The organism is Pseudomonas sp. LTGT-11-2Z, assembly GCF_003691445.1.
In the GTDB taxonomy this organism is placed as follows: Bacteria; Pseudomonadota; Gammaproteobacteria; order Pseudomonadales; family Pseudomonadaceae; genus Aquipseudomonas; species Aquipseudomonas monteilii.
In genome coordinates this window covers 1,882,106-1,908,795 of the sequence record NZ_CP033104.1, presented here as the reverse complement: position 1 = coordinate 1,908,795, position 26,690 = coordinate 1,882,106, and the positions used below count along the sequence as shown (strand labels likewise).

The 26,690-nt window shown below is 61.9% G+C and carries 23 protein-coding genes and 6 tRNA genes; 8 read left to right on the top strand and 21 right to left on the bottom strand.

Going from position 1 to position 26,690, the window contains the following annotated elements; all coding sequences use genetic code 11:
* Position 1 precedes the first annotated feature (1 nt).
* Genes D8767_RS09030 through lpdA form a run of 3 tightly spaced genes read left to right on the top strand, consistent with a single transcriptional unit; the run spans position 2 to position 3,714 of the window.
* Positions 2–1,060 carry an alpha-ketoacid dehydrogenase subunit beta gene (locus D8767_RS09030; RefSeq protein WP_012273542.1) on the top strand — a complete coding sequence of 353 codons (1,059 nt, stop codon included), beginning with the start codon at positions 2–4 and terminating at the stop codon, positions 1,058–1,060.
* Entirely contained in the window at positions 1,061–2,332 is a 1,272-nt protein-coding gene (locus D8767_RS09025) for a dihydrolipoamide acetyltransferase family protein (RefSeq protein WP_016711829.1), read from the top strand.
* Between the two features lie 2 nt (positions 2,333–2,334).
* Entirely contained in the window at positions 2,335–3,714 is a 1,380-nt protein-coding gene (lpdA, locus tag D8767_RS09020; RefSeq protein ID WP_016711830.1) for a dihydrolipoyl dehydrogenase, read from the top strand.
* Positions 3,715–3,795: 81 nt separating this feature from the next.
* Here lpdA and D8767_RS09015 read toward each other — a convergent pair whose 3' ends face one another.
* Entirely contained in the window at positions 3,796–4,794 is a 999-nt protein-coding gene (locus D8767_RS09015) for a sensor domain-containing diguanylate cyclase (protein ID WP_016711831.1), read from the bottom strand.
* Positions 4,795–5,009: 215 nt separating this feature from the next.
* Here D8767_RS09015 and D8767_RS09010 point away from each other — a divergent pair, with 215 nt between their 5' ends.
* Positions 5,010–5,537, top strand: a complete 528-nt coding sequence (locus D8767_RS09010; RefSeq protein WP_016711833.1) for a hypothetical protein — start codon at positions 5,010–5,012, stop codon at positions 5,535–5,537.
* A 52-nt stretch (positions 5,538–5,589) separates the two neighbouring features.
* Here D8767_RS09010 and D8767_RS09005 read toward each other — a convergent pair whose 3' ends face one another.
* Positions 5,590–6,468, bottom strand: coding sequence for a LysR family transcriptional regulator (locus tag D8767_RS09005; RefSeq protein WP_016711834.1), 879 nt, complete (start codon positions 6,466–6,468; stop codon positions 5,590–5,592).
* A gap of 118 nt (positions 6,469–6,586) precedes the next feature.
* Between D8767_RS09005 and D8767_RS09000 the strand changes: the two genes are divergently transcribed.
* Together D8767_RS09000 and D8767_RS08995 are read left to right on the top strand one after the other, a co-directional pair.
* Entirely contained in the window at positions 6,587–7,321 is a 735-nt protein-coding gene (locus tag D8767_RS09000; RefSeq protein WP_016711835.1) for an AzlC family ABC transporter permease, read from the top strand.
* The gene (locus D8767_RS08995; protein WP_016711836.1) at positions 7,318–7,644 is read left to right on the top strand and encodes an AzlD domain-containing protein; all 327 of its coding nucleotides are present in this window, start codon (positions 7,318–7,320) and stop codon (positions 7,642–7,644) included. Before D8767_RS09000 ends, D8767_RS08995 begins: the two co-directional genes overlap by 4 nt.
* Positions 7,645–7,833: 189 nt before the next feature.
* Here the strand turns inward: D8767_RS08995 and D8767_RS08990 are convergent.
* Together D8767_RS08990 and phnN are read right to left on the bottom strand one after the other, a co-directional pair.
* Positions 7,834–7,910 (bottom strand) — tRNA-Arg (locus D8767_RS08990).
* A 111-nt stretch (positions 7,911–8,021) separates the two neighbouring features.
* Entirely contained in the window at positions 8,022–8,615 is a 594-nt protein-coding gene (phnN, locus tag D8767_RS08985) for a phosphonate metabolism protein/1,5-bisphosphokinase (PRPP-forming) PhnN (RefSeq protein ID WP_016711837.1), read from the bottom strand.
* Positions 8,616–8,960: 345 nt separating this feature from the next.
* Between phnN and D8767_RS08980 the strand changes: the two genes are divergently transcribed.
* Positions 8,961–9,287: an Arc family DNA-binding protein gene (locus tag D8767_RS08980; protein WP_003254499.1), complete on the top strand. Its 327-nt coding sequence runs from the start codon at positions 8,961–8,963 to the stop codon at positions 9,285–9,287.
* A 132-nt stretch (positions 9,288–9,419) separates the two neighbouring features.
* Here the strand turns inward: D8767_RS08980 and mgtE are convergent, their stop codons facing one another.
* From mgtE to alaS, 9 genes are all read right to left on the bottom strand, one after another.
* A complete protein-coding gene (gene mgtE, locus D8767_RS08975; RefSeq protein ID WP_016711838.1) occupies positions 9,420–10,862 on the bottom strand; it encodes a magnesium transporter in 1,443 nt (480 codons plus the stop codon).
* A gap of 397 nt (positions 10,863–11,259) precedes the next feature.
* Positions 11,260–11,336, bottom strand: a tRNA-Arg gene (locus D8767_RS08970).
* Positions 11,337–11,409: 73 nt separating this feature from the next.
* Positions 11,410–11,486: transfer RNA gene (locus D8767_RS08965), tRNA-Arg, on the bottom strand.
* A gap of 73 nt (positions 11,487–11,559) precedes the next feature.
* Positions 11,560–11,636 (bottom strand) — tRNA-Arg (locus D8767_RS08960).
* A gap of 73 nt (positions 11,637–11,709) precedes the next feature.
* Positions 11,710–11,786 (bottom strand) — tRNA-Arg (locus tag D8767_RS08955).
* Positions 11,787–11,892: 106 nt separating this feature from the next.
* Positions 11,893–11,983 (bottom strand) — tRNA-Ser (locus tag D8767_RS08950).
* Between the two features lie 72 nt (positions 11,984–12,055).
* Entirely contained in the window at positions 12,056–12,244 is a 189-nt protein-coding gene (gene csrA, locus D8767_RS08945) for a carbon storage regulator CsrA (RefSeq protein ID WP_003254503.1), read from the bottom strand.
* 167 nt (positions 12,245–12,411) lie between these two features.
* Positions 12,412–13,647, bottom strand: a complete 1,236-nt coding sequence (locus tag D8767_RS08940) for an aspartate kinase (RefSeq protein WP_016711842.1) — start codon at positions 13,645–13,647, stop codon at positions 12,412–12,414.
* Positions 13,648–13,731: 84 nt separating this feature from the next.
* Positions 13,732–16,356 carry an alanine--tRNA ligase gene (alaS, locus tag D8767_RS08935; RefSeq protein ID WP_025753867.1) on the bottom strand — a complete coding sequence of 875 codons (2,625 nt, stop codon included), beginning with the start codon at positions 16,354–16,356 and terminating at the stop codon, positions 13,732–13,734.
* Between the two features lie 282 nt (positions 16,357–16,638).
* Here alaS and D8767_RS08930 point away from each other — a divergent pair, with 282 nt between their 5' ends.
* Positions 16,639–17,421 (top strand): hypothetical protein, encoded by a 783-nt coding sequence (locus D8767_RS08930; RefSeq protein WP_033723940.1) that lies wholly within the window; start codon positions 16,639–16,641, stop codon positions 17,419–17,421.
* Between the two features lie 6 nt (positions 17,422–17,427).
* Here the strand turns inward: D8767_RS08930 and astE are convergent, their stop codons facing one another.
* The 8 genes from astE to argR all read right to left on the bottom strand — a co-directional run bounded on the left by astE (position 17,428) and on the right by argR (position 26,606).
* Positions 17,428–18,435, bottom strand: a complete 1,008-nt coding sequence (gene astE / locus D8767_RS08925; RefSeq protein WP_016711844.1) for a succinylglutamate desuccinylase — start codon at positions 18,433–18,435, stop codon at positions 17,428–17,430.
* Positions 18,436–18,445: 10 nt separating this feature from the next.
* A complete protein-coding gene (locus tag D8767_RS08920; protein ID WP_003256592.1) occupies positions 18,446–18,736 on the bottom strand; it encodes a topoisomerase II in 291 nt (96 codons plus the stop codon).
* A 14-nt stretch (positions 18,737–18,750) separates the two neighbouring features.
* Positions 18,751–20,100, bottom strand: coding sequence for an N-succinylarginine dihydrolase (gene astB / locus D8767_RS08915; RefSeq protein WP_016711845.1), 1,350 nt, complete (start codon positions 20,098–20,100; stop codon positions 18,751–18,753).
* Between the two features lie 23 nt (positions 20,101–20,123).
* Complete coding sequence (gene astD / locus D8767_RS08910) at positions 20,124–21,587, bottom strand: succinylglutamate-semialdehyde dehydrogenase (RefSeq protein WP_016711846.1); 1,464 nt, start codon at positions 21,585–21,587, stop codon at positions 20,124–20,126.
* Positions 21,588–22,616: an arginine N-succinyltransferase gene (astA, locus tag D8767_RS08905; RefSeq protein ID WP_016711847.1), complete on the bottom strand. Its 1,029-nt coding sequence runs from the start codon at positions 22,614–22,616 to the stop codon at positions 21,588–21,590.
* A gap of 78 nt (positions 22,617–22,694) precedes the next feature.
* Positions 22,695–23,714 carry an arginine/ornithine succinyltransferase subunit alpha gene (aruF, locus tag D8767_RS08900; RefSeq protein ID WP_016711848.1) on the bottom strand — a complete coding sequence of 340 codons (1,020 nt, stop codon included), beginning with the start codon at positions 23,712–23,714 and terminating at the stop codon, positions 22,695–22,697.
* A 135-nt stretch (positions 23,715–23,849) separates the two neighbouring features.
* Positions 23,850–25,070 carry an aspartate aminotransferase family protein gene (locus D8767_RS08895; RefSeq protein ID WP_016711849.1) on the bottom strand — a complete coding sequence of 407 codons (1,221 nt, stop codon included), beginning with the start codon at positions 25,068–25,070 and terminating at the stop codon, positions 23,850–23,852.
* Between the two features lie 555 nt (positions 25,071–25,625).
* Entirely contained in the window at positions 25,626–26,606 is a 981-nt protein-coding gene (gene argR, locus D8767_RS08890; RefSeq protein ID WP_016711850.1) for a transcriptional regulator ArgR, read from the bottom strand.
* Positions 26,607–26,690 lie beyond the last annotated feature (84 nt).

The following is a 26,690-nucleotide window of genomic DNA, read 5'->3' as shown; positions in this document are numbered from 1 at the left end:
GATGAACGACCACAACAACAGCATCAACCCGGAAACCGCCATGGCCACCACTACCATGACCATGATCCAGGCCCTGCGCTCGGCCATGGATGTCATGCTTGAGCGCGACGACAATGTGGTGGTGTACGGCCAGGACGTCGGCTACTTCGGCGGCGTGTTCCGCTGCACCGAAGGCCTGCAGACCAAGTACGGCAAGTCCCGCGTGTTCGACGCGCCCATCTCTGAAAGCGGGATCGTCGGCACCGCCGTGGGCATGGGTGCCTACGGCCTGCGCCCGGTGGTGGAAATCCAGTTCGCTGACTACTTCTACCCGGCCTCCGACCAGATCGTTTCTGAAATGGCCCGCCTGCGCTACCGTTCGGCCGGCGAGTTCATCGCCCCGCTGACCCTGCGCATGCCCTGCGGTGGCGGTATCTATGGCGGCCAGACCCACAGCCAGAGCCCGGAAGCGATGTTCACTCAGGTGTGCGGCCTGCGCACCGTGATGCCATCTAACCCGTACGACGCCAAAGGCCTGCTGATTGCCTCGATCGAATGCGACGACCCGGTGATCTTCCTGGAGCCCAAGCGCCTGTACAACGGCCCGTTCGACGGCCACCATGACCGCCCGGTTACGCCGTGGTCGAAACACCCGCACAGCGCCGTGCCCGATGGCTACTACACCGTGCCACTGGACAAGGCCGCCATCACCCGCCCCGGCAATGACGTGACCGTGCTCACCTATGGCACCACCGTGTACGTGGCCCAGGTGGCCGCCGAAGAAAGTGGCGTGGATGCCGAAGTGATCGACCTGCGCAGCCTGTGGCCGCTAGACCTGGACACCATCGTCGAGTCGGTAAAAAAGACCGGCCGTTGCGTGGTAGTACACGAGGCCACCCGTACCTGTGGCTTTGGCGCAGAACTGGTGTCGCTGGTGCAGGAGCACTGCTTCCACCACCTGGAGGCGCCGATCGAGCGCGTCACCGGTTGGGACACCCCCTACCCTCACGCGCAGGAATGGGCTTACTTCCCAGGGCCTTCGCGGGTAGGTGCGGCATTGAAAAAGGTCATGGAGGTCTGAATGGGCACGCACGTCATCAAGATGCCGGACATTGGCGAAGGCATCGCGCAGGTCGAGTTGGTGGAATGGTTCGTCAAGGTGGGCGACATCATCGCCGAGGACCAGGTAGTAGCCGACGTCATGACCGACAAGGCCACCGTGGAAATCCCGTCGCCGGTCAGCGGCAAGGTGCTGGCCTTAGGTGGCCAGCCAGGTGAAGTGATGGCGGTCGGCAGTGAGCTGATCCGCATCGAAGTGGAAGGCAGCGGCAACCATGTGGATGTGCCGCAAGCCAAGCCGGCCGAAGTGCCTGCGGCACCGGTAGCCGCTAAACCTGAACCACAGAAAGACGTTAAACCGGCGGCGTACCAGGCGTCAGCCAGCCACGAGGCAGCGCCCATCGTGCCGCGCCAGCCGGGCGACAAGCCGCTGGCCTCGCCGGCGGTGCGCAAACGTGCCCTCGATGCCGGCATCGAATTGCGTTATGTACACGGCAGCGGCCCGGCCGGGCGCATCCTGCACGAAGACCTCGACGCGTTCATGAGCAAACCGCAAAGCGCTGCCGGGCAAACCCCCAATGGCTATGCCAGGCGCACCGACAGCGAGCAGGTGCCGGTGATCGGCCTGCGCCGCAAGATCGCCCAGCGCATGCAGGACGCCAAGCGCCGGGTCGCGCACTTCAGCTATGTGGAAGAAATCGACGTCACCGCCCTGGAAGCCCTGCGCCAGCAGCTCAACAGCAAGCATGGCGACAGCCGCGGCAAGCTGACACTGCTGCCGTTCCTGGTGCGCGCCCTGGTCGTGGCGCTGCGTGACTTCCCGCAGATCAACGCCACCTACGATGACGAAGCGCAGATCATCACCCGCCATGGCGCGGTGCATGTGGGCATCGCCACACAAGGTGACAACGGCCTGATGGTACCTGTGCTGCGCCACGCCGAAGCGGGCAGCCTGTGGGCCAATGCCGGTGAGATTTCACGCCTGGCCAACGCTGCGCGCAACAACAAGGCCAGCCGCGAAGAGCTGTCCGGTTCGACCATTACCCTGACCAGCCTCGGCGCCCTGGGCGGCATCGTCAGCACGCCGGTGGTCAACACCCCGGAAGTGGCAATCGTCGGTGTCAACCGCATGGTTGAGCGGCCCGTGGTGATCGACGGCCAGATCGTCGTGCGCAAGATGATGAACCTGTCCAGCTCGTTCGACCACCGCGTGGTCGATGGCATGGACGCCGCCCTGTTCATCCAGGCCGTGCGTGGCCTGCTCGAACAACCCGCCTGCCTGTTCGTGGAGTGAGCATGCAACAGACTATCCAGACAACCCTGTTGATCATCGGCGGCGGCCCTGGCGGCTATGTGGCGGCCATCCGCGCTGGGCAACTGGGCATCCCTACCGTGCTGGTGGAAGGCCAGGCGCTGGGCGGTACCTGCCTGAACATCGGCTGCATTCCGTCCAAGGCGCTGATCCATGTGGCCGAGCAGTTCCACCAGGCCTCGCGCTTTACCGAACCCTCGCCGCTGGGCATCAGCGTGGCTTCGCCACGCCTGGACATCGGCCAGAGCGTGGCCTGGAAAGACGGCATCGTCGACCGCCTCACCACCGGTGTCGCCGGCCTGCTGAAAAAGCACGGGGTGAAGGTGGTGCACGGCTGGGCCAAGGTGCTTGATGGCAAGCAGGTCGAGGTGGATGGCCAGCGCATCCAGTGCGAGCACCTGTTGCTGGCCACGGGCTCCAGCAGTGTCGAACTGCCGATGCTGCCCTTGGGTGGGCCGGTGATTTCCTCAACCGAGGCCCTGGCACCGAAAGCCCTGCCGCAACACCTGGTGGTGGTGGGCGGTGGCTACATCGGCCTGGAGCTGGGCATCGCCTACCGCAAGCTCGGCGCGCAGGTCAGCGTGGTGGAAGCGCGCGAGCGCATCCTGCCGACTTACGACAGCGAACTGACCGCCCCGGTGGCCGAGTCGCTGAAAAAGCTGGGTATCGCCCTGCACCTTGGCCACAGCGTCGAAGGTTACGAAAATGGCTGCCTGCTGGCCAACGATGGCAAGGGCGGACAACTGCGCCTGGAAGCCGACCAGGTGCTGGTAGCCGTGGGCCGCCGCCCACGCACCAAGGGCTTCAACCTGGAATGCCTGGACCTGAAGATGAATGGTGCCGCCATTGCCATCGACGAGCGCTGCCAGACCAGCATGCACAACGTCTGGGCCATCGGCGACGTGGCCGGCGAACCGATGCTGGCGCACCGGGCCATGGCCCAGGGCGAGATGGTGGCCGAGATCATCGCCGGCAAAGCACGCCGCTTCGAACCCGCTGCGATAGCCGCCGTGTGCTTCACCGACCCGGAAGTGGTCGTGGTCGGCAAGACGCCGGAACAGGCCAGTCAGCAAGGCCTGGACTGCATCGTCGCGCAGTTCCCGTTCGCCGCCAACGGGCGGGCCATGAGCCTGGAGTCGAAAAGCGGTTTCGTGCGCGTGGTCGCGCGGCGTGACAACCACCTGATCCTGGGCTGGCAAGCGGTTGGCGTGGCGGTTTCCGAGCTGTCCACGGCGTTTGCCCAGTCGCTGGAGATGGGTGCCTGCCTGGAGGATGTGGCCGGTACCATCCATGCCCACCCGACCCTGGGTGAAGCGGTACAGGAAGCGGCACTGCGTGCCCTGGGCCACGCCCTGCATATCTGACACTGAAGCGGCCGAGGCCGATTTGGCCCGCCGCGCCGAGAGGCGCTGCGGGTCTTTTTTCATTCATGCGGCCAGCACCGGTTACTCTGCAATGGCGTTCTTGCCAGCCCCCTTGGCCCGGTACAGCGCCTTGTCAGCCCGTGCCAGCAGTGCATGCTGGTCCTCCCCTTCCTGCCACTGCACCACGCCATAACTCATGGTCAGTCGGCATTCGCCCACCGGCTCCAGTTGCGCCATCACCTGGCGCAAGCGCCCGGCGACATCCAGCGCCTCGCCCAGCGTGCTCTGCGGCATTACGATAACGAACTCGTCCCCGCCCCAGCGCGCCAACAGGTCCAGTTCGCGCAGGCAGGTCCGCAGGCTGTCGACCATCCGCACCAGCGCTGCATCGCCCCGGGCATGCCCGTAGCGGTCGTTGATCGGTTTGAAATCATCCAGGTCCATGGCGATCAGCGACAACGGCTGGCGGAAACGCTGAGCCCGCTCGCACTCCAGCTGCAAGGCCTTTTCCAACCGATAGCGGTTGGCAATGCGGGTTAACGCATCGCGCTCGGCCAACTCACGGTTCTCGTCCAGTTGCCGCTGCAACTGCTGGTTCACCCGGGACAACTCACGGGTGCGCTCGGCCACTTGCCCTTCCAGCGACTGGTTCTTCTGCTCCAGCTGCGCCACCAGGCGTTTGCCGGCGTCGATGTTGCGGTGCGCACCGAGCATGCGCGCCACCGAACCGTCTTCGTTACGGTCGATGATGTAGCCGCTGTCTTCGATCCACAGGTAGCTGCCATCGTGGCAACGGCAGCGGTATTCGATGAGGTAGCGCTCGTTGCGCTGACTGATGTACGCCTCGAAATGCGCCATTACCCGTGGGTAGTCTTCCGGGTGAATCACGCTTTCCCAGGTCAGTACCGAGTTGGCCATGGAGTGGCTGGCGTAGCCGAGCATCGCGTACCAGCCCGGGTTGCGATAGACGTAGCCGGTGTTGGCATTCCAGTCCCAGATGCCATCGCTGATCAACTCGAACAATGTGTGCAACTGCTGTTCACTGAAGCCAGCGGGGGCCGGCCTGGTTTCCTGATTCATGGACGCTCTCCCTGATGCCCAGCAACTGCGCTCCGGTCAAGGGGCTGCCGACAATGGTGGTTATTGCCGCACGCGGCAAAATCATGCCTGTGACGGGCAAGCATATGCCCGCCAGCGTGCAACCGGAATAGCTCCAACGCCCAATTTCCAGCCGGCATAGCGCTGGCATGGCTTTTGCGCTTAACGCCTACCAACACGATTTCCAAGGAGGAAACATGATAATCGCCCACAACGGCGTCAGCTGGCAGCCCACGCTCCATCAACCACAGCGCACCAACGATGAACAGGCTGTGGCGCAGGCTACGGATTTCCGTACGGCAATCACCACCGCCAGCAAGACAGCCCAGCAGCAAAACCAAGGCAACACGGCGCAGCAGAACGCTGAGGATGCCCGGGAGGAGGCTTTCGCCAAACTCAAGGTGATGCTGCAAAACCTTGGCTCTGGCGTAACCGGGCAGGACAGCACGGAGCAACTGACCACCAGCACTGCCCGGCAAGCGTTTCAGGAGCTGATGTCCAAATCGCACGGCGAGATGATCAAGGAAAAACTGCTCAGCGAAATTGGCCTGACCGAAGCGCAGTACGAAGCCCTGCCGCCAGAGGTGAAGGCCAAGGTCGGCGAGTTGATCGCTCAGCGCTTGCAAGAGGAGATCGAGAACCAGGTCCAGGAGAAAGCACAAGAACAGCTCTCCCAGGCAGACGGCACATCAGATGGCAATGAAGACGCGATAAGCCACGTGTGAGGATTGGCGACGAGGCCTGTCGGGGGCGCCACCCGACAGGCAGCGCCAAGGCTCAAGCCAACTGCAGCAGCGCCTCCTCCACCGCAGCCACCACCTGGTTGCCCTTGGCACCCGGTAATCGCCACGCGGCAATGGTCATGCCCAAAGGCACCGCGCAGTCGATGGGCGCCACCAGTTCGCCGCTGTCCAGATAGCGTTGCACCAGGCTTCTGCGCCCGATCAGCACACCGGCAGCCAGCAACGCCTGCTGCAATGCAATCGAGTACAGGGAAAAACCCGGCCCACGGGCCACGAAATTGTGCCCCGGCATGGCTGCGCCGGCCCACACCGCCCAGTCATTCCAGCCTACGTCAGCAATGCAACGGGCATTGGCAAGGTCCGCAGGGGTGATGATGCTCTCTGCCAAGGCGGGTACGCATACGGGCAACACTTCTTCCGTGGCGATCCTGCGCTGCCAGCGTTCGGGTTTTTCGGTGTAGAACAGGCACAGGTCGAATGGGCTGCGTTTGAGGTTGGGCGGCTCATCCACCGCCGTAACCGAAATCTCGATGGGCGCCAGCAGGCGGGTCAGTTCCGGCAGGCGGGGCCCTATCCACAACTGCGCCAGGGCCGGCGACGTTACAATGTGAACACGCTGCGGCGCAGCCAGCCGCCGTAACGTGCGCGCGGCAGCTTCCACTGCATCGAACGCCTCGGTGAACTGGCTTTTCACGCTCTCACCCAGGGGCGTCAGGCGTACGCCCTTGGCATGGCGCTCGAACAACGCAGCGCCGTATTCGTTTTCCAGCGTCTTGACCAAGGCGGCGATGGCCCCTGGGGTGACCTTGAGTTCGAGGGCGGCACGCGCGAAACCGCCCAGGCGCGCAGACGCCTCGAAGGCACGCAAGGCATTGAGCTGGAGCGAGTGCCGGGTGGGGCTGTCGAGATACACGGTATGAGGCCTATATTTTTTAGGCCTACTATTTCAGAAATCTGACGTTGTGGCCAACTGTCAGGCGCATTAACGTGAGGGTGTCCATGCACCCTCCGAACAGCTTCAAGGAACTCCCATGCAGTCCCCAAGCGCGACCCAAGCATTCAAGCAGGGCGCACAAAGCGTTCTGCCGTTGACCTCCGGCATTGTGCCTTTTGGCCTGATCACTGGGGTTACGGCAATCGGCATGGGCCTGTCACCCGCCGACGCCATTGGCATGACCTTGCTGTTCTACTCCGGCTCTGCGCAAATGGTGGTGATGCAATTGATGCAAAACGCCGCCCTGCCAGTGACGATGGTGGTCACCGCACTGGTGATCAACCTGCGTTTTCTGATGTACAGCGCCAGCCTGGCCCCACACCTGGGCCACCTCCCGCGCCGTCACAAATGGCCAATGGCGTTCATGCTGTCGGATCAGTCCTTCGCCCTGTGCACACTGAAAATGGGCACAGGCGGACTAGGCCAGCATGCCTACCCCTATTACGCCGGCACGGCGATCACCATGTGGTTCGGCTGGAACCTCTCGGTACTGGCGGGCATGTACCTGGGCGCAGGCATTCCGGAAGACTGGTCACTGGGTTTTGCCATACCGTTGTCTTTTCTGGCCTTGCTGATACCCGGCATTCGCAATACCGCCATGCTCGGCGCCGCGCTGACCGGTGGCGTGCTTGCGGTGCTGGCCGTTGACCTGCCCTACAACCTTGGCCTGCTGACCGGTGCCGTCGGCGGAATCATCGCCGGGCTGGCCATCGAGAGTCGGCAAAAACAACACGCCGTACCTGAAGCCCATACAGAGCAGAAAGCATCATGAGCGAAACGACCCAGTGGATAACCTTCGTGCTGATTGGCCTGGGCACCTTCGCCATCCGGCTGTCGTTCATCGAACTGCACACGGTGTTGCGCATCCCGCCTCTGTTTCGCCGCGCATTGGCCTATGTGCCGGCCAGTGTACTGGCTGCGCTGGTGTTGCCGGCCGTGGTCTTCCCTGACCGGCATGCCGGGTTCGACTGGACGAACCCGCAGATACCCGCGGCGGTCCTGGCTGCGTTGGTAGCCTGGCGCACACGCAGCACGATGCTGACGCTGGTTGTGGGCATGGGGGTGTTGTGGGCGTTGAAGCACTGGGGGCTTTAGGAGAAAGTGTCAGCCGTGCGACATGAAGCGCAACAGTCCTTAGGAAAAATCAGCAGGATGTTGTGCATAGAAATCGTTTGAGGTCCTTGGCCTTATTGTCCATGGTGGCAGCCTGGTAGCTATTTGCCACGCGTGGACGCAGGCGCACGACAGTGCCTGCTTAGGGGAACGTTGTCGGCAAACAGGAAATGGCGTCCCAGGCAGGAATTGAACCTGCAACCTTCCCCTTAGGAGGGGGATGCTCTATCCAATTGAGCTACTGAGACGCAAGCACCGGCAGCGAGCGCTGCACAGCGGGACGGCCAGCATGTTAACCAGCATGCTGGCGTTTGTCATGCCTCTACCTGGCTTTTTCGCGTAATCCTTTTCTGGCACTGCTACACCGGCGGCAGCACACCTTCATCGCGAAGCAACCCGAACAGGGCCGCGACCGCTGCCTCCAGGCTTGTCGAGTTGTCCAGCACATGCACCGAAGGATCGGACAACACCTGCAAACGAGCACTGCGCGCCAACCGCTGTTCAACCTCCTCGACGCTTTCGCGGCCCCGGGCTAGCAAGCGCTGGCGCAGCACCTCCGGCCTGACCTCGACCAGCACTGCCAACATGTCCGGGTAACGCTGACGCGCTTCGGGCAGGTAAGCCCGCGAGCCATTCACCAGCACCGCCTTGCCCGCCGCCAACCACTCATCCACCTGCCGAGGAATGCCATACCCCAGGCCATTGGCCCACCAGCACATGGCAAATGCCCCCTGCTCACGCAGGGTTTCAAACTGTTCCGCCGTAACCCCTTGGGCAGCTTCGCCCTTGGCTTCGGCCGAGCGGGTAATGACCCGACGGGCAACCTCTACCCCGGCGGCCGCCAGCCGCTCACGCGAAGCGTCGATCAGGGAATCTTTTCCCGAACCTGACGGTCCTACCAGAAATATCAGCCGGCCTGTCCCTGATCGGCGGTCGCTTGCGTCATGTTGCATAGCCACTATGCTCTATGGAGGTAAACCGGCGCATTCTAGGGGTTTTCCTGTCCTTTTGCTGTGTTTTACCAGTTTTTGACGGCAAAAGACTGACGGTCAGGCAAGCCGGAGCATGTAAAACTTTTCAAACCAGTGCTCATTTCTGATAATTGGTACTGGCATAAAGCCTCTATCCGGCCCACTATTTGTCACAGAATTGACGCCAAGGAAACGGCGACCATGAGGCAAGATGAGCATCCATTTTTCACTGACGGTTGAACATTTTGTCGTCGCCACGGTCGTATTTCCACCCCGTGCGGCCAATTTGAGAACCGCTTCCCCTGAACCAAACTCCGGTCAATTTATATGCGCCCAATGAAACAGGCTATTTATTCGAGCCGCACCGCTGACAAGTTCGTCGTCCGCCTGCCAGACGGAATGCGTGAGCGCATTGCCGAGGTAGCGCGCAACCATCACCGCAGCATGAACTCCGAAATCATCGCGCGCCTGGAGCAGAGCCTTATCCAGGAAGGTGCGTTGGGTGACGAGCTGAGCATGCGCCTGGACAGCCCTGAGCTGTCCTTGCATGAGCGCGAGTTGCTGCAGCGCTTCCGCCAACTGTCCCACCGCCAGCAGAATGCCTTGGTCGCCCTCATCGCTCACGATGTGGAAATGGCCGCCGACGCCTCCTGAGGCCTGCAAGCGAGCACAAAAAAGCCAGCGTAAGCTGGCTTTTTTTATGGGGCTATCTGAAGCAAACGCAGCCCTTTTCAGGAGCGGCCTTTCGTGGCACAAGGCCGCTCCTGCAAAGGATTGTGTATGGGCTTAGAGAAGGAACAATGTGGCCAGGCCAAGGAAGATGAAGAAGCCGCCACTGTCGGTCACGGCAGTGATCATCACACTCGCCCCCATCGCCGGGTCGCGCCCCAAGCGGGCCAACGTCATCGGGATGAGCACACCCATCAGCGCCGCCAGTAACAGGTTCAAGGTCATCGCTGCAGTCATCACCACGCCCAGCGACCAGCTGCCGTATAACCAGAAAGCCACGGCACCAATCACTCCGCCCCACACCAGGCCGTTGATCAGCGACACCGCCAGTTCTTTTCGCATCAGGCGGCTGGTATTGCCCGGCGATACCTGGTCCAGGGCCATGGCGCGGACAATCATGGTGATGGTCTGGTTACCCGAGTTGCCACCAATACCCGCAACAATCGGCATCAACGCAGCCAACGCCACCAGCTTCTCGATCGAACCCTCGAACACCCCGATCACTCGCGAAGCGAGGAACGCGGTAATCAGATTGATCGCCAGCCACGCCCAGCGGTTGCGGAACGAGCGCCAGACCGAGGCGAAGATGTCTTCCTCTTCACGCAGACCCGCCATGTTGAGGACTTCGCTCTCGCTCTCTTCACGGATCAGGTCGACCATCTCGTCAATGGTCAAACGGCCGATCAGGCGCTCGCCCTTGTCTACGACAGGTGCCGATACCAGGTCGTAACGCTCGAAAGCCTGCGCCGCATCATAGGCATCTTCCTCGGGCTGGAAGGATACCGGGTCGGTCGCCATGACCTCCGCCACCTTCTTCTCCGGGTCGTTGACCAGCAGGCGCTTGATAGGCAACACACCCTTGAGGATGCCGTCGTAATCGACCACGAACAGTTTGTCGGTGTGGTTGGGCAGCTCTTTCAGGCGGCGCAGGTAGCGCAGCACCACTTCCAGGCTGACGTCTTCGCGGATGGTGACCATCTCGAAGTCCATCAGCGCACCGACCTGCTCCTCGTCGTAGCTCAGCGCCGAACGCACACGTTCGCGTTGCTGGGCATCGAGGGTTTCCATCAGCTCATGGATAACGTCGCGCGGTAGCTCTGGGGCCAGGTCGGCCAGCTCGTCGGCGTCCATTTCCTTGGCGGCGGCCAGCAGCTCGTGATCGTCCATGTCAGCGATCAGCGATTGACGAACCGAGTCGGATACTTCCAGCAGGATGTCGCCATCGCGGTCCGAGCGCACCAGCTGCCAGACCGTCAGGCGGTCTTCCAGGGGCAAGGCTTCGAGGATATAGGCGATGTCGGCGGGGTGCAGGTCATCGAGCTTACGCTGCAGCTCGACGAGGTTCTGGCGGTGGACGAGGTTTTCCACCAGGTCGTTGTGCGCGCCTTCCTGGCGGTGAGTCAGGTCTTCGACCACACGCTGGCGCTGCAGCAGTTCGACCACCTGAGCCAGGCGATCCTGCAGGCTCTCTTGCGCTTTTTTTACTTCTACTTCAGTCATAGGCGAGCTCCACTCCCAGCAGCGGAGCACGCCGGGGGAATCAATCGGTCAGATCTTTCTGTATGAATCGTGTTAGCGAGTAACTACTGGGTAAGTCCATGGTGGTTTTCCACAAGCCCCGGCGGGGCTGACGGGCGCAATCATACACTGCTAAAGCTGTCAGATCGCTTAAATTTTTGGCCAGAACAATCGTTTGCGTGATAAAGCTAGGACAACGCTCGAAGCTATCAGTGCGACGGTTGTTGTGGATGGGAAAGCACATTTGTTTTGGTTGCCGCACGGCGGCGCCAAGCTACACCACAATCATTACAGAAGAGCGTAGATCGACATCACCAACAATTCATTGGCGCAGAAAAACAAAAAGCCCGCTCAAATGAGCGGGCTTCTTGATGGGGTATGGCGGACTCAGCAGGATTCGAACCTGCGACCGCTCGGTTCGTAGCCGAGTACTCTATCCAGCTGAGCTATGAGTCCGTGGTGGTAGTTTTAGACCAGGTTACCACTGGTTGACTGAAACAGCTTTGCAAGCAGAGCCACTTCAAGAAAGTGGCGGACTCAGCAGGATTCGAACCTGCGACCGCTCGGTTCGTAGCCGAGTACTCTATCCAGCTGAGCTATGAGTCCGTGGTGGTAGTTTTAGACCAGGTTACCACTGGTTGACTGAAACAGCTTTGCAAGCAGAGCCACTTCAAGAAAGTGGCGGACTCAGCAGGATTCGAACCTGCGACCGCTCGGTTCGTAGCCGAGTACTCTATCCAGCTGAGCTATGAGTCCGTGGTGGTAGTTTTAGACCAGGTTACCACTGGTTGACTGAAACAGCTTTGCAAGCAGAGCCACTTCAAGAAAGTGGCGGACTCAGCAGGATTCGAACCTGCGACCGCTCGGTTCGTAGCCGAGTACTCTATCCAGCTGAGCTATGAGTCCGTGTCTTGCCGCGCATTATAGGTCGCTGAAACATTTTTGCAAGAACGTTTTCGTTTAAAATCAACGACTTAGCGTTCTTACTGTTTACAGCGCCCTACGCAAATAATGGCGGTGAAGGGGGGATTCGAACCCCCGATACCCTTATGAGGTATACTCCCTTAGCAGGGGAGCGCCTTCGGCCACTCGGCCACCTCACCGCAACACGAGGCGAATATTAAAGAACCTCTTTCACCTTTGCAACCCTTTTTTTGAAAAAAACTTCAAAAAAATTAAAGGCTTGGCTCTTCATCCTTCTCCTTCTTGATCCGCAGGTAGATTTCCTCGCGGTGAACAGCCACTTCTTTCGGGGCGCTGACGCCAATACGCACCTGGTTGCCTTTGACGCCAAGCACCGTCACGGTGATCTCGCCGTCTCCAATGATCAGGCTCTCGGCGCACCGACGAGTCAGAATCAACATAGCTTTCTCCTTACGCAAAACATTCAGGGGTAACAGTCTTGGGTATCAGGGCCAGTCGTGGACGACGACGGGACCCCGGTTACGCGCCACACAGGGCAGGACAGGGCCTGCGTGGCGAGCAGAAACGCGAAGGGCGCGGCACCAGCCGCGCCCTTCCAGGCAGCGCCTTACTCGCCCTGTCGGGCAGGAGCGTCGAGCTCGAACGCGGTGTGCAGCGCGCGTACGGCCAGCTCCAGGTACTTCTCTTCGATCACTACCGAGACCTTGATCTCGGAGGTGGAGATCATCTGGATGTTGATGCTCTCCTTGGCCAGGGCTTCAAACATGCGGCTGGCCACACCGGCGTGCGAACGCATGCCGACGCCAACGATCGAGACCTTGGCGATCTTGGTGTCGCCGATCACTTCACGGGCACCGATTTCGCGAGCAGTGTTTTCCAGCACGCTTTGCGCCTTCTCGTACTCGTTGCGGTGTACGGTGAAGGTGAAGTCGGTGGTGTTATCGTGGGCAACGTTCTGCACGATCATGTCCACTTCGATGTTCGAAGCGCTGATCGGGCCGAGGATCTTGAAGGCCACGCCCGGGGTGTCCGGCACGCCGCGAATGGTCAGCTTGGCTTCATCACGGTTGAAGGCGATACCGGAAATGATCGGCTGTTCCATGGATTCCTCTTCATCAATGGTAATGAGGGTACCCGGACCCTCCTTGAAGCTGTGCAGCACGCGCAGCGGGACGTTGTACTTGCCGGCGAACTCCACCGAACGGATCTGCAGCACCTTGGAACCGAGGCTGGCCATTTCCAGCATCTCTTCGAAGGTGATCTTCTCCAGGCGCTGGGCCTGCGGCACGACGCGTGGGTCGGTGGTGTAGACGCCATCGACGTCGGTGTAGATCTGGCACTCGTCCGCCTTCAGCGCTGCCGCCAGGGCCACGCCGGTGGTGTCGGAGCCGCCACGGCCCAGGGTGGTGATGTTGCCGTGCTCGTCCACACCCTGGAAGCCCGCCACCACGACCACGCGGCCTTCCTTGAGGTCGGCGCGAATCTTCTGGTCGTCGATCTGCAGGATGCGCGCCTTGTTGTGCGCGCTATCGGTAAGGATGCGCACCTGGTTGCCGGTGTAGGACACCGCTGGCACACCACGCTTGATCAAGGCCATGGTCAGCAGGGCGATGGTGACCTGCTCACCGGTCGACACGATCACGTCCAGTTCACGCGGAACTGGCTGATCAGTGATCTGCTTGGCCAGGTCGATCAGGCGATTGGTTTCACCGCTCATGGCCGACAATACAACCACCAGGTCGTCGCCCGCTTCACGGTGTTTCTTGACCTTTTCGGCTACCTGCTCGATCCGCTCGATGGAACCGACAGAGGTGCCGCCAAATTTCTGTACGATCAACGCCATTTCAATGGTGCCTCAGCCCATACAGGGCCCCAAAAAACAATCCAACATGAAGAGGCCGGCGACTAGACCGCCGGCGCCTTCATCTCAAAGTCCCTGCTCTGCGAATGGCACGGCCAGCGCCAGGGCCTGGTCCAGTGCAGCGACATCGACGCCACCACCCTGGGCCATGTCCGGACGGCCACCGCCCTTGCCACCCACCGCCGCAGCGGCTTGTTTCATCAGATCGCCAGCCTTGAGTTGGCTGGAGAGGTCCTTGGTTACGCCGGCCACCAGCACAACCTTGCCCTCATGCTCGCTGCCCAGCAGGATCACTGCGTGGCCGAGCTTGTTCTTCAGCTGATCGACCAGGGCCAGCAGGGCCTTGCCGTCCTGCCCATCCAGGCGGGCAGCAAGCACCTTGGCGCCCTTGACCTCAACGGCCGCGTTGGAGAGATCGTCCCCGGCGGCGCTGGCGGCCTTGGCCTGCAGCTGCTCCAGCTGCTTCTCCAGCTGGCGGTTGCGCTCAAGCACAGCCGACAGCTTGTCGATCAGGTTGTCGCGGTTACCTTTCACCAGTTGCGCGGCTTCCTTGACCTGCTCTTCGGCAGCGTTCAGGTAGGCCAGCGCTGCTGCGCCGGTAACGGCTTCGATACGGCGTACGCCAGAGGCCACGCCGCCTTCGCTGATGATCTTGAACAGACTGATGTCACCGGTGCGCTTGGCATGGATACCGCCGCACAGCTCCACCGAGAAATCACCGCCCATGCTCAGTACACGCACGGTGTCGCCGTACTTCTCACCGAACAGCGCCATGGCGCCTTTGGCCTTGGCGGTTTCGATGTCGGTCAGCTCGGTTTCTACCGGGGTGTTCTTGCGCACTTCGCGGTTGACAATGTCTTCCAGGGCCTTGATCTGCTCCGGTTTTACCGCCTCGAAGTGGCTGAAGTCGAAACGCAGGCGCTGGCTGTCGACCAGCGAGCCCTTCTGCTGTACGTGCTCGCCCAGCACCTGGCGCAGCGCTTCGTGCAGCAGGTGGGTGGCGGAGTGGTTCAGCGAGGTGGCGTGCTGCACGTCGGCATCGACCTTGGCCTCGACCGGCGAGCCGATTACCAGCGCACCGCTGGCGACCACGCCGTGGTGCAGGAAGGCACCACCAGTCTTGGTGGTGTCGCGCACGTCGAAGCGCGCAGCGCCAGCCTGCAGGAAGCCGGTGTCACCCACCTGGCCACCGGATTCGGCGTAGAACGGCGTACGGTCGAGCACAACCACGCCCTGCTCGCCTTCACCCAATTGGTCGACGGACTGGCCGTCCTTGTACAAGGCGATGATCTTGCCCTGGCCTTCAGTGGCGTCGTAGCCGAGGAACTCGGTGGCACTGTCGACCTTGACCAGGCTGTTGTAGTCCATGCCGAAGGCGCTGGCGGAACGGGCGCGCTCACGCTGGGCGTCCATTTCGCGCTCGAAGCCGGCTTCGTCGATGGTCAGCTCGCGCTCACGGGCGATGTCGGCGGTCAGGTCCATCGGGAAGCCGTAGGTGTCGTACAACTTGAACACCACGTCACCCGGTACCACGTCGCCTTTGAGCTGGGCCAGGTCTTGCTCAAGAATGCGCAAGCCCTGCTCCAGGGTCTTGGCAAACTGCTCTTCCTCGGCCTTGAGCACGCGCTCGATGTGCGCCTGCTGGCTTTTCAGCTCTGGGAAGGCCTCGCCCATTTCGGCGGCCAGTGCGGCGACGATCTGGTAGAAGAAGCTGCCCTTGGCGCCCAGCTTGTTACCGTGACGGCAGGCGCGGCGAATGATGCGGCGCAGCACATAGCCACGGCCTTCGTTGGACGGCAGCACGCCGTCGGCGATCAGGAAGCCGCACGAACGGATATGGTCGGCCACCACTTTCAGCGAGGCCTGGCCGTCGTTGCTGCAACCGATGGCCTTGGCAGCCGCCGCCAGCAGGTTCTGGAACAGGTCGATCTCGTAGTTCGAGTGCACGTGCTGCAGCACGGCGCTGACACGTTCCAGGCCCATGCCGGTGTCTACCGACGGCGCTGGCAGCGGGTGCAGGACGCCGTCGGCGGTGCGGTTGAACTGCATGAAAACGTTGTTCCAGATCTCGATGTAACGGTCGCCGTCTTCTTCTGGCGAGCCGGGTGGGCCGCCCCAGATGTCTGCGCCGTGGTCGTAGAAGATCTCGGTGCATGGGCCGCACGGGCCAGTGTCACCCATGGTCCAGAAGTTGTCGGAAGCGTACGGGGCACCTTTGTTGTCGCCGATACGCACCATGCGCTCTTCCGGCACACCGACTTCCTTGGTCCAGATGTCGTAGGCTTCGTCGTCAGTGGCGTAGACGGTGACCCAGAGCTTTTCCTTGGGCAGGTTCAGCCATTTGTCCGAGGTCAGGAAGGTCCAGGCGAAGGTGATGGCATCGCGCTTGAAATAGTCGCCGAAGCTGAAGTTGCCCAGCATTTCGAAGAAGGTGTGGTGACGCGCGGTGTAACCAACGTTTTCCAGGTCGTTGTGCTTACCACCAGCGCGCACGCACTTCTGGCTGCTGACAGCACGGGTGTAGGCGCGCTTCTCCGCACCGAGGAAGCAGTCCTTGAACTGGTTCATGCCGGCATTGGTGAACAGCAGGGTCGGGTCGTTGTTCGGAATCAGCGAACTGGAGGCGACTCGGGTATGGCCCTGCTCTTCGAAGAAGCGAAGGAAGGCTTCACGGATTTCTGCGCTTTTCATAGGTTCTTCCACGGATACGGCGGCGTCGGGGTGACGAAACGACGGCAAAGGGCGCCATTATATCCAGCCTGATGCCTGGGTGTAGTGTGTTTATACGATATAAACCGTCAATCGGAGCATGAAATGCGCTTAATGTCGATGTCATTCGCCCGACGACAACGACTAGGCGCTGATCGGCAGGTATCAGGGCGCCAGGCGCAAGAGATGAACCGTGCGTCAATTATGTACCAACTGCCTCGCAGCGCTCTCGACACACTGATCTCCCACCTCAGGAGATACATCATGACCAACCCGACTCCAAGTGTGCTCCTCAATGGCCGTAGCACAGCGTGCAGCGGTCTATGCTATGTCGAGCTGAACGAAGGCACGACGCCCTATCGGCAGGATCAGGACATTTACCCGTTGCTTGAGACCCCAGAGGTAGAGATTCAACGGCGACTCACAGACGCGAAGAATGACTTCGAACCAGTGGCCAGCCGTGATGAGATCGTCATCTGGTCCAAAACCGACAACATCCGGGTGAGCGAAGTCCGCTGCATTCGCATCGAGATTGCCGGCCAACCCTACCTGATCGAGCCAAGCTCGGACCAGCAAGAACTGGTACTGCAGTTTGCAGGCAAGCAGGCGCCAACCGGTATTGACGCGCACTTTAGCGGCTCGCTACGCCTGGACACCGAAGCGACTCAGGACAAAACCCTGATCGACACACAAATACCCAACCTTTCGATCTACGGAACGCCACAGTTCCAGTTTCGCGTGCTCGCGCAACTTGCCCTGCTGGCTGGGCAGCCCGCGCTGAGAGAGCTACTGCAATCTGCTCGCAAAGGCGACCCACAAGGTGAGCGGTTGATCCTGATGCAGCTGTATGCCGGGAATAATGCTGTGCATGGCCAGGGTTGGGACCCCAGGACAGGTGTAGAGGGGGCTACAGCCATCACCAGCATACTGTACGACCCCTATGCCCATGGAGAGGATGCCGTCACCGCACTGTTCACGGTACTGTACAGTGCTCTTGTCGATCTCAGTGTTGGTGATCCGACCGGGGAAGTGGCATTTCCAGACTGAGCAGCGTCAGGACAGGCGCGCGCCAGAATCCGGTACGATGAGAATCCCGGCCCGAAGCCCATTCTTCACCTTCGGGTTCGGGAAGATGATACGCGCCCCCTCCTCCTCTACCACCCAGCGCGTCTCGGCCAGGTCTTCGGCCAGCAGGTAACCCTTGCTCAGCTCGGAGAAATTCTCGATGTCCGCGGGCAGGTGCAGGTGGAAGCTGTCGCTGTGCTTGATGATCTCGCGAGACACGCTAAACAGTTGCAGGCCATCCAGCGAACCCTCGCCCTCTGGCTCGGTCGCCTCGATGATGCGGACCAGCCGCTCTTCCAGCTTGTCGAGGTTGACTTGCTCGTTCTGACCGAACGGGCGAGCCTTGCCAAGCTCAAGGGTGAAGGCTTCAGCATCCAGCTGTTCATAGGTGAAGGCACTGAAGGTGATGGAGGATTTGCTCTGCAACAGCACCGCCTCCATGCCCGCTGCCGCCAAGCGCGCCAACTCACGACGGGAATGCTTGCGCCCCTCTTTATAAGGGTACAAGGCGAATTGCTCGATCTTCGAACCGCGAATGGCGGTATGCAGGTCGTAATGCAGGCGGCTACGCCCCGGCTTGCTGAAGAACACCCGGGCGAACTGTTCCAGTTCGGCGGCACGCAATGCCTCGAAACCACTGGAAAGCTCATGGCGGCCGTTGAACAGCCGGTTGATGTCCTGCTCGATGAAGCGCTCGCCCTTGCGGATGGCCGCCGGGTTGCCGAACAGGAACAGTAACCGTGCCCTGGGCTTGATCTTGCCATTGGCCACGCCGTGCAGCAGCCGCTCGAGCAATTCGATCGGCGCCGTTTCGTTGCCATGGATGCCGGCGGACAACAGCAAGTCCAGCCCACAGTCCTCGTTCTCGGCAGGGCGCACTTCCAGCGCGCCCTCCCCCAGCCAGCGCAAACGCGCGCCCTTGGGTGTCACTTGGGTCTTCTCGGCCGGTTCGTGATCGGTGAGGGTCAGCTCAAGCAATTTGCCAAGGGCGAGCATAGGGGCTTCCTTAGTGGTGGTGGCCGCAGTCGGGGCCATGGACGTGATCGTCGTCTTCGCCAACCTCAGCCGGCTCCATTTCCAGCTGCAGGCTGACCAAATTGGTGGCCATCGGGCGCAGCAGCAGGTTGGCATACTCGGTGTCGTCTTCCTCGACGTCCACACCGATCAGCAGCTGGCCACGGCCGTCCTGCTGAATCCACACTTCCTTGCCTTGCCAGACCACGGCAAAACGGGTGCAGGAGGTTTCCAGCTGGGTGCCGTCTTCATCTTCGAGGATCAGGCGCAGGGCGTCGGTCATTGCAAAGTCTCTCTTCAAGGTTGTCGTTGGAACGGGTACACCGAACCCAACTTCAGGATCTGGGTCAATTCGTCCAGTGCCGTACGGCATTCCACCAGCAGTTGTGGGTCGGCCAGGTCCGCGTCGCTCAAGCGATCGCGATAATGCTTGTCGACCCACCCCACCAAGGTGTCGTACAGCGGGGCGGTCATGATAACGCCTTGGTTGACCGCTGCCAGTTCCGATTCCTTCAACGCCACACGCAAACGCAGGCAAGCCGGGCCACCACCGTTCTGCATGCTCTGCTTGAGGTCGAACACCTTGACCTCCTTCACCGGGCCGCCCTGACTGGTCAGCTGGCCCAGGTAGGCCCAGACCCGCTCGTTGTTGCGGCACTCTTCCGGCACCACCAGCAGCATGGAGCCGTCGTCGCGGCTGAGCAGCTGGCTATTGAACAGGTAGGAACGCACCGCATCCTCAACCGTCACCGCCGCCCGTGGCACACAGATAGCCTGGAAGTTGCCACCCTTGCTGGCCAGTTTAGCTCGCAGCTGGCCAAGCACCGTGTCGGTCTCCAGGAAGGCGTCCTCGTGGTAAAACAGCACCTCGCCGTTGCCCACCGAAATCACATCGTTGTGGAACACGCCCTGGTCGATCACCGCAGGGTTCTGTTGAGCGTAGACCACACCATCATCACTCAGCCCATGCAGCCGGGCCACGGCCTGCGAGGCCTCCAGGGTTTGCCGGGCCGGGTACTTCTGCGGCGCTGGGTAGCGGCTGTCGAAGGCACTGCGGCCGTAAACGAAGAACTCCACGCCCGCCTCGCCATAGGCACGGCAGAAGCGCGTGTGGTTGGCCGCGCCCTCGTCACCGAACTGTGCCACGGCAGGCAATGCTGCGTGGTGAGCAAAGTGTTTCTCGTTGTTGAACATGGCGCCCAGCACACGGCTGGTGGTCGGGTGCTCGATGCTGCGGTGGTACTTGCAGTTCAGGTTGGCAGCGGTGAAATGTACGCGGCCATCCGCGGTGTCGGCACTGGGGCTGACCGTGGCCGCGTTGGCCACCCACATGCTCGACGCCGAGCAACTGGCCACCAGCAGCGGCATCGCTTCTTTAGCCGCACGCCGGATCACTTCGGCATCGCTGCCGCTGAAGCCCAGGCGGCGCAGGGCGGCCACATCCGGGCGCTCCTGCGGCGCCAGCACGCCTTGCTTGAAGCCCAGGTCGGCCAGGGCCTTCATTTTCGCCAGGCCCTGGCGTGCGGCTTCGCGCGGGCTGGAACCCTGCTGGCTGTTGCTTTGCGAAGCCACGTTGCCGTAGGACAGGCCGCCATAGTTGTGGGTAGGCCCCACCAGGCCATCAAAATTCACTTCATAGGATTTCATCGGCTAGGCTCCGTGACCTGTTGTTATAGGGTGACGCCCGGCGTCAACGTCGCCGGCAAGGCAAGGCTGGCGGTCTCCAGCGAAGCCACGGGGTAAGCGCAATAGTCAGCCGCGTAATAGGCACTGGCGCGGTGGTTGCCACTGGCCCCCACACCACCGAACGGCGCGCTGCTGGCGGCACCGGTCAGTTGCTTGTTCCAGTTGACGATGCCGGCACGGCTGCGCAGCCAGAAGTACTGGTAGCGGGCGCGGGAGTCGGACAACAACCCGGCGGCCAGGCCGTACTGGGTGTTGTTGGCTTCATCGATGGCCGCATCGAAGTCGGCATAACGGATGACTTGCAGCAGTGGGCCGAAGAACTCTTCGTCCGGTCGCCCGGCCACGCCAGTGACATCGACGATGCCCGGGGTCAGCAGCGCGGCATCGGCCTGCGGCTGGGTCATTTCCAGCAGCTTCACGCCGCCTTTGGCAACCAGCTCGGCCTGGGCCGCCATCAGCGCCTGCGCCGCTTGCAGCGAGATCACCGAGCCCATGAACGGCGCCGGTTGCTCATCGAACGCACCTACCGTAATGGTTTTGCATACCTCGACCAGGCGCGCGATCAGCGCATCACCCCAGGCACCTTGCGGCACCAGCAGGCGCCGGGCACAGGTGCAGCGCTGGCCGGCAGAAATGAACGCCGACTGGATAATGGTGTACACCGCCGCGTCTATGTCCTTGACCTCGTCCACCACCAGCGGGTTGTTGCCCCCCATTTCCAGTGCCAGGATCTTGTCCGGGCGACCGGCGAACTGCTGGTGCAGTAGGTTGCCGGTGCGGCTGGAACCGGTGAAGAACAAACCATCGATACCCGGGTTCGCAGCCAGCGCCACACCGGTTTCGCGTGCGCCCTGCACCAGGTTCAGCACACCCGCCGGCAACCCAGCGGCGATCCAGCAATTGACGGTCAGCTCGGCCACCTTTGGGGTCAGCTCACTGGGCTTGAACACCACGCAATTGCCTGCCAACAACGCCGGCACAATGTGGCCGTTAGGCAAGTGACCGGGGAAGTTGTATGGGCCGAAGACTGCCACCACGCCGTGGGGCTTGTGCCGCAACACCGCCGTGGCATCGGCCAGCGGGCCGCTCTTTTCGCCGGTGCGCTCGCGGTAGCTTTGCACCGAAATCGCCACTTTGTTGATCATGCTGGTGACTTCGGTTGCCGATTCCCACAGCGGCTTGCCGGTTTCCTCGCCGATGCACTGAGCCATGGCTTCGGCGTGCGCTTTCAATTGCGCCGCGAACTTCTCCAGCACATCGATGCGCGCTTCCAGGCTCAATTGCGCCCAGGCCGGGAAAGCCTGGCGCGCGGCCCGCACGGCAGCGTCCACCTGGCTGGCATCGGCGCCCTGCCCTTGCCAGATCACGGCCTGGGTCACCGGGTTCAGCGACTGCAGGGTTTCGCCCTGGCCGGCCTGCCACTTGCCAGCGATGAAATGCGTGGTCATTTATTGGGCCTCCCGGCTAGCCGACAGCGGCACCGCACGCACATTGTCGCCGGCGCCCATGCGCAGGCGCTTGGCGGTCAGCGGGTCGACCACCAGGGTGCCGGCGGCCAATCGCGCAGGTGCAGCCGTGATACGGCAGTCGTCGCGCTTGCGGTTATGGATGATGTAAGGGGTGGCGTCATCGCCCGGCGTGCCGACCGCCAGCACCAGGGTCTGGCTCTCGCGCACGGCGCGGATCTTGGCGGTGTCGCATTCGATGGCCGGGCCAGCATCGAAGATATCGACGTAGCCCTGGTAGTTGAAGCCTTCCTGCTTGAGCATGGCCAGCGCCGGCTCGGTGTCCTTGTGCACACGGCCGATCACATTGCGCGCGGCCTCTGACAGGAAGCAGGTGTACAGCGGGAACTTGGGCATCAGCTCGGCGATGAACGACTTGTTGCCCACGCCAGTGAGGTAGTCAGCCTGGCTGAACTCCATCTTGAAGAAGTGCCGGCCCAGGCTTTCCCAGAACGGCGAACGCCCCTGCTCGTCCGACATGCCGCGCATCTCGGCAATGATTTTCTTGCCGAACAGCTCGGGGAACTCGGCAATGAACAGCATGCGCGCGCGCGACAGCAGGCGGCCATTCAGCCCGGAGCGGTAGTCGCTGCGCAGGAACAGCGAGCACAGCTCGGAGTTGCCGGTCAGGTCGTTGGCCAGAAACAGGGTGGGGATTTCGCGGTAGATCTTCAGCTCCTGCGAGGCACTGACGGTCAGGCCGACCCGGTAGTTGTACCAAGGCTCGCGCAGGCCGACGGCACCGGCAATGGCACTGATGCCCACCACCAGGCCTTCGTCGTTTTCCAGCACGAACAGGTAGTCGGTGTCGCCACGCTCGGCCTCGCCACGGAAGCTTTTTTCCGCCCAGCCAACGCGATGCCTCAGGCGCTCTTCGTTGGCCGGCAGCGTGGTCAGCCCGGTGGTACCGGTGCTGCGTGCCAATTCGATCAACGCAGGCAAATCGCTGCTGCGTACAGGACGAACGATCATGCTATCTCCTTGTGCGACGGCATCGGCCGGCGCGAAACTCTGCTAACGCATCAATCCCGAAACGTCTGTCACCAGACCTCAGACCGCCACCAGGCGCACGCTGGCGCCCTCACCCACACCCAGTGCATCGGCTGCCGCCACGCTCAGGCTTACCGGTTTGCCGGGTACCCAGTCCAGGTCCAGCAGCACCGCGCGGTAGTCCTGGAGCTGGCCGTTGCACACCAGGTACGGGCGCCCGCCCTTGGCTGGCGCTTCTTCGATTTTCACCGGCACTACCCGGCTCTGAGCGATCGAGCGAATGCCCGAAGTACGCGCATGCAAGGTCGGGCCGCCGTCGAAGATGTCGATGTAGTGCTCGGTCTCGAAGCCTTCGCGCATGAGGATGTCGAAGGTGATCTGCGCGCGCGGGTGCACCTGGCCCATGGCTTCCTGCGCTTCATCAGGCAGCAGCGGCACATAGATCGGGTAGTGCGGCATCAGTTCGGCGAGGAAGGTGCGGCTTTTAAGGCCACACAGGCGCTCGGCGTCGGCATAGTTGAGGTCAAAGAAATTGCGGCCGATGGCATCCCAGAAAGGCGATTCGCCCTGCTCGTCGCTGAAACCGACGATTTCGGTCACGACCGAGTCGGCGAAACGCTCCGGGTGCGAAGCCATGAACAGCAGGCGACCGCGCGAGTTGAGCTCGGCCCAGCCACTGTTCACCAGCTCTGGCAATACATAGAAGCTGGTCAGCAGGCTGTTGCCGGTCAGGTCATGACACAGCGACAGCACGTGAATCTTGTTGTGAATCTTCAGCTCGCGGGAGGCATGCACGAAAGTCTCGTTGCGAAAGCTGTAGAACGGCTCGGAGTAGCCCGCCGACGCCACAATGGCCGAGCAGCCAGCCAGCTTGCCGGTTTCGCTGTCTTCGAGCACGAAGAAGTAGCTTTCTTCACCGTTGAAGCTGACCTCGGCGGCGAAGGAAGTCTCGGAAGCGGCGATCTTGTCGCCCAGGCGAGCAGCGTCGTCCGGCAGCGAGGTGACACCAATGGGGCTGTCTGCAGCCATGCGCTGCACTTCGTTCAGATCAGCCATTTGCGCGGGGCGCATCACCAGCATGGTGTCACTCCTTTGGAATACGGGCCGCTTACGGCGGCACGGAAAAACGGCAGGTGCACAGGCACCTGCACTGGAATCGGGTATCGCCGGCCCGACTCAGCCAGGGCTGGGGCCGGCGAAGTGGCCGCAGGCGGATCAGCCTTTGGTCAGCGTGGCCACGGCGCGCTCGAAGCGCTCCAGGCCTTCATCGATGTCGGCGTCTTCAACCACCAGGCTTGGCGCAAAGCGAACCACGTCCGGGCCGGCCTGCAGCACCATCACGCCTTCTTTTTCGGCAGCGTTGAGTACGTCCTTGGCCTTGCCTTGCCAGGCTGCGGTCAGCACGCAGCCCAGCAGCAGGCCAACGCCACGTACCTGGCTGAACAGGTTGTACTTCTGGCCAATCTGCTCCAGACGGGTCTTGAAGCGCTCATGCTTGGCCTTGATGCCGGCCAGGGTTTCCGGGGTATTGACCACATCCAGCACGGCACAGGCAACGGCGCAGCCCAGCGGGTTGCCGCCATAGGTGGTGCCGTGGGTGCCGACAGCCAGGTGTTTGGCCAGCTCGGTGGTGGTCAGCATGGCGCCGATCGGGAAGCCGCCGCCCAGGCTCTTGGCGCTGGTCAGGATGTCTGGCGTCACGCCGTAGTGCTGGTAGGCATACAGCGAACCGGTACGGCCCACGCCGGTTTGCACTTCGTCGAAGATCAGCAGGGCGTTGTGCTCGTCGCACAGCTTGCGCGCGCCTTCCAGGTAGGCCTTGTCGGCCGGCACCACGCCGCTCTCGCCCTGGATCGGCTCGATCACCACGGCGCAGGTCTTGTCGGAAATCTGTGCCTTCAGCGCTTCCAGGTCGTTGTAGGGCACGTGGCTGATGCCGGTGATCTTCGGGCCGAAGCCATCGGAGTACTTCGGCTGGCCACCGACGCTGACGGTAAACAAAGTGCGGCCGTGGAAGCTGTTCACGGTGGCGATGATTTCGTGTTTTTCCGGGCCGAAGCGGTCATGTGCAACGCGACGGGCCAGCTTGAAAGCAGCCTCGTTGGATTCGGCGCCGGAGTTGCAGAAGAACGCCCGGTCGGCAAAGGTAGCATCCACCAGTTTGTGGGCCAGGCGCAGGGCCGGCTCGTTGGTGAACACGTTGGATACGTGCCAGAGGGTATTGGCCTGCTCGGTCAGGGCCTTGACCAGCGCCGGGTGGCAATGGCCCAGGGCGTTTACCGCGATGCCACCGGCAAAGTCGATCAGCTCGCGACCCGACTGGTCCCAGACGCGGGAACCCTCGCCTCGCACAGGAATGAAGGCCGCCGGAGAATAGTTGGGGACCATGACCTGGTCGAAATCGGCACGTTGCACCGGGGCTTGCTCAACGGACATCTGAGTCTCCTGAAGAGGAACGCTGGCCTGGAAGTGGCGAGCGATGGGGGGATTGTAAGGACTGATCCGCGCCTGTCCTTGCGGCCAAGCGACAACTTGTTACAGCGCAAAACCCAGTTTTGACAAGGTTTTCGGCAATGCGACAAACACTGTCGCAATCGCGCAGTGTACGGGAGAGAGGGGGCTGGGTGAACGGGTGTTCACAAGGGATTGAGTGGGTGTGGGTGTATGTCGATATTAGGGTAGTGCCTGGAAGATCGAGCGCCGCCCGCGCGGCGCTTCGCGGGGCAAGCCCGCTCCCACATTTGTTGCAACGTGGCCACGCCTGTGGAAGAGGCGTTGCCGGCCTTGGCGCAAGGTTTGAGACAAGTGGGGCTGCAGCAATGCCAACTCAGAAATCCAGCCAGCCGAACAAGGCGGACAACCATGGCCTGTCAGGTTCGGCACGTTGCAACAAATGTGGGAGCGGGCTTGCCCCGCGAAGCGCCGCGCGGGCGGCGCTCGATTTCAGCACCATCATCAAACCCAAGGCATACACCCGAACCCACCCAAATATCAGCCCTTTTCGGCCGGCGCCGAGCTCAGCTCGAACGGGCTGCTGCTACGCCGCTGGTTACGGTCTTCCCGTGGCGTCGCGCCAAAGAAGTTGCGGTAGGCGCTGGAAAAATGCGGCCCCGAGGAGAAACCACAGGACAGCCCGATCTGGATGATCGACTTGCTGGTCTGCATCAGCATCTGCCGCGCCTTGTTAAGCCGCAGCTCTAGATAATACTGGCTCGGCACGCGGTTCAGGTACTGCTTGAAGATGCGCTCCAGCTGCCGGCGCGACACACACACATGCTGGGCAATCTCATCGGTGGTCAGCGGCTCTTCGATGTTGGCTTCCATCAACAGCACCGCCTGGGTCAGCTTGGGGTGACTGGAGCCCAGGCGGTTCTGCAGCGGAATGCGCTGGCGCTCACCACCCTCGCGGATGCGCTCTACCACCAACTCTTCCGAAACAGCCCCCGCCAGCTCCGCCCCATGATCGCGGGCCAGCACGGCCAGCAGCAGGTCGGTTACAGCCATGCCGCCACAGGCCGTCAGGCGGTCGCGGTCCCAGTCGAACAGGTGACTGGTGGCAATGACCTTGGGGAAGCGCTCGGCAAAATCATCCTGCCAGCGCCAGTGCACGGCAGCACGATAACCGTCGAGCAAGCCCAGCATCGCCAAAGGATAAACACCGGCTGACAGGCCACCGATCATGCAACCGCTGCGCGCCTGCTGCTTGAGAGCAGCCGACAAGGCTGCCCCTACTGCCGCAGGCGGCTCGTCAGCAACCAGAAACAGCTTGTGGCACCCCTCCAGGCGGCCAGTCCACGGGTCGCCCGGCAGGCGCCAGCCCCCCTCTTGCGCCGGCTCCGCCTGCAGGAAGGCCATTTCGTAGACCACATCCGGGTGTACCCGCTGCGCCACCAGCAACACTTCCTCGGCCAGCGCCAGGGTCAAGGGCCTGGTGCTAGGCCAGATGAGAAAACCGATTCGCTGGGTGGTCATAGGGTACGGTCCGAAACCTGAGGTCGTTCGAGTCTGTGCGCCGGGTCAGGCTGCGCTCGCCGCGCAGCATGCCCTATTCTGGTG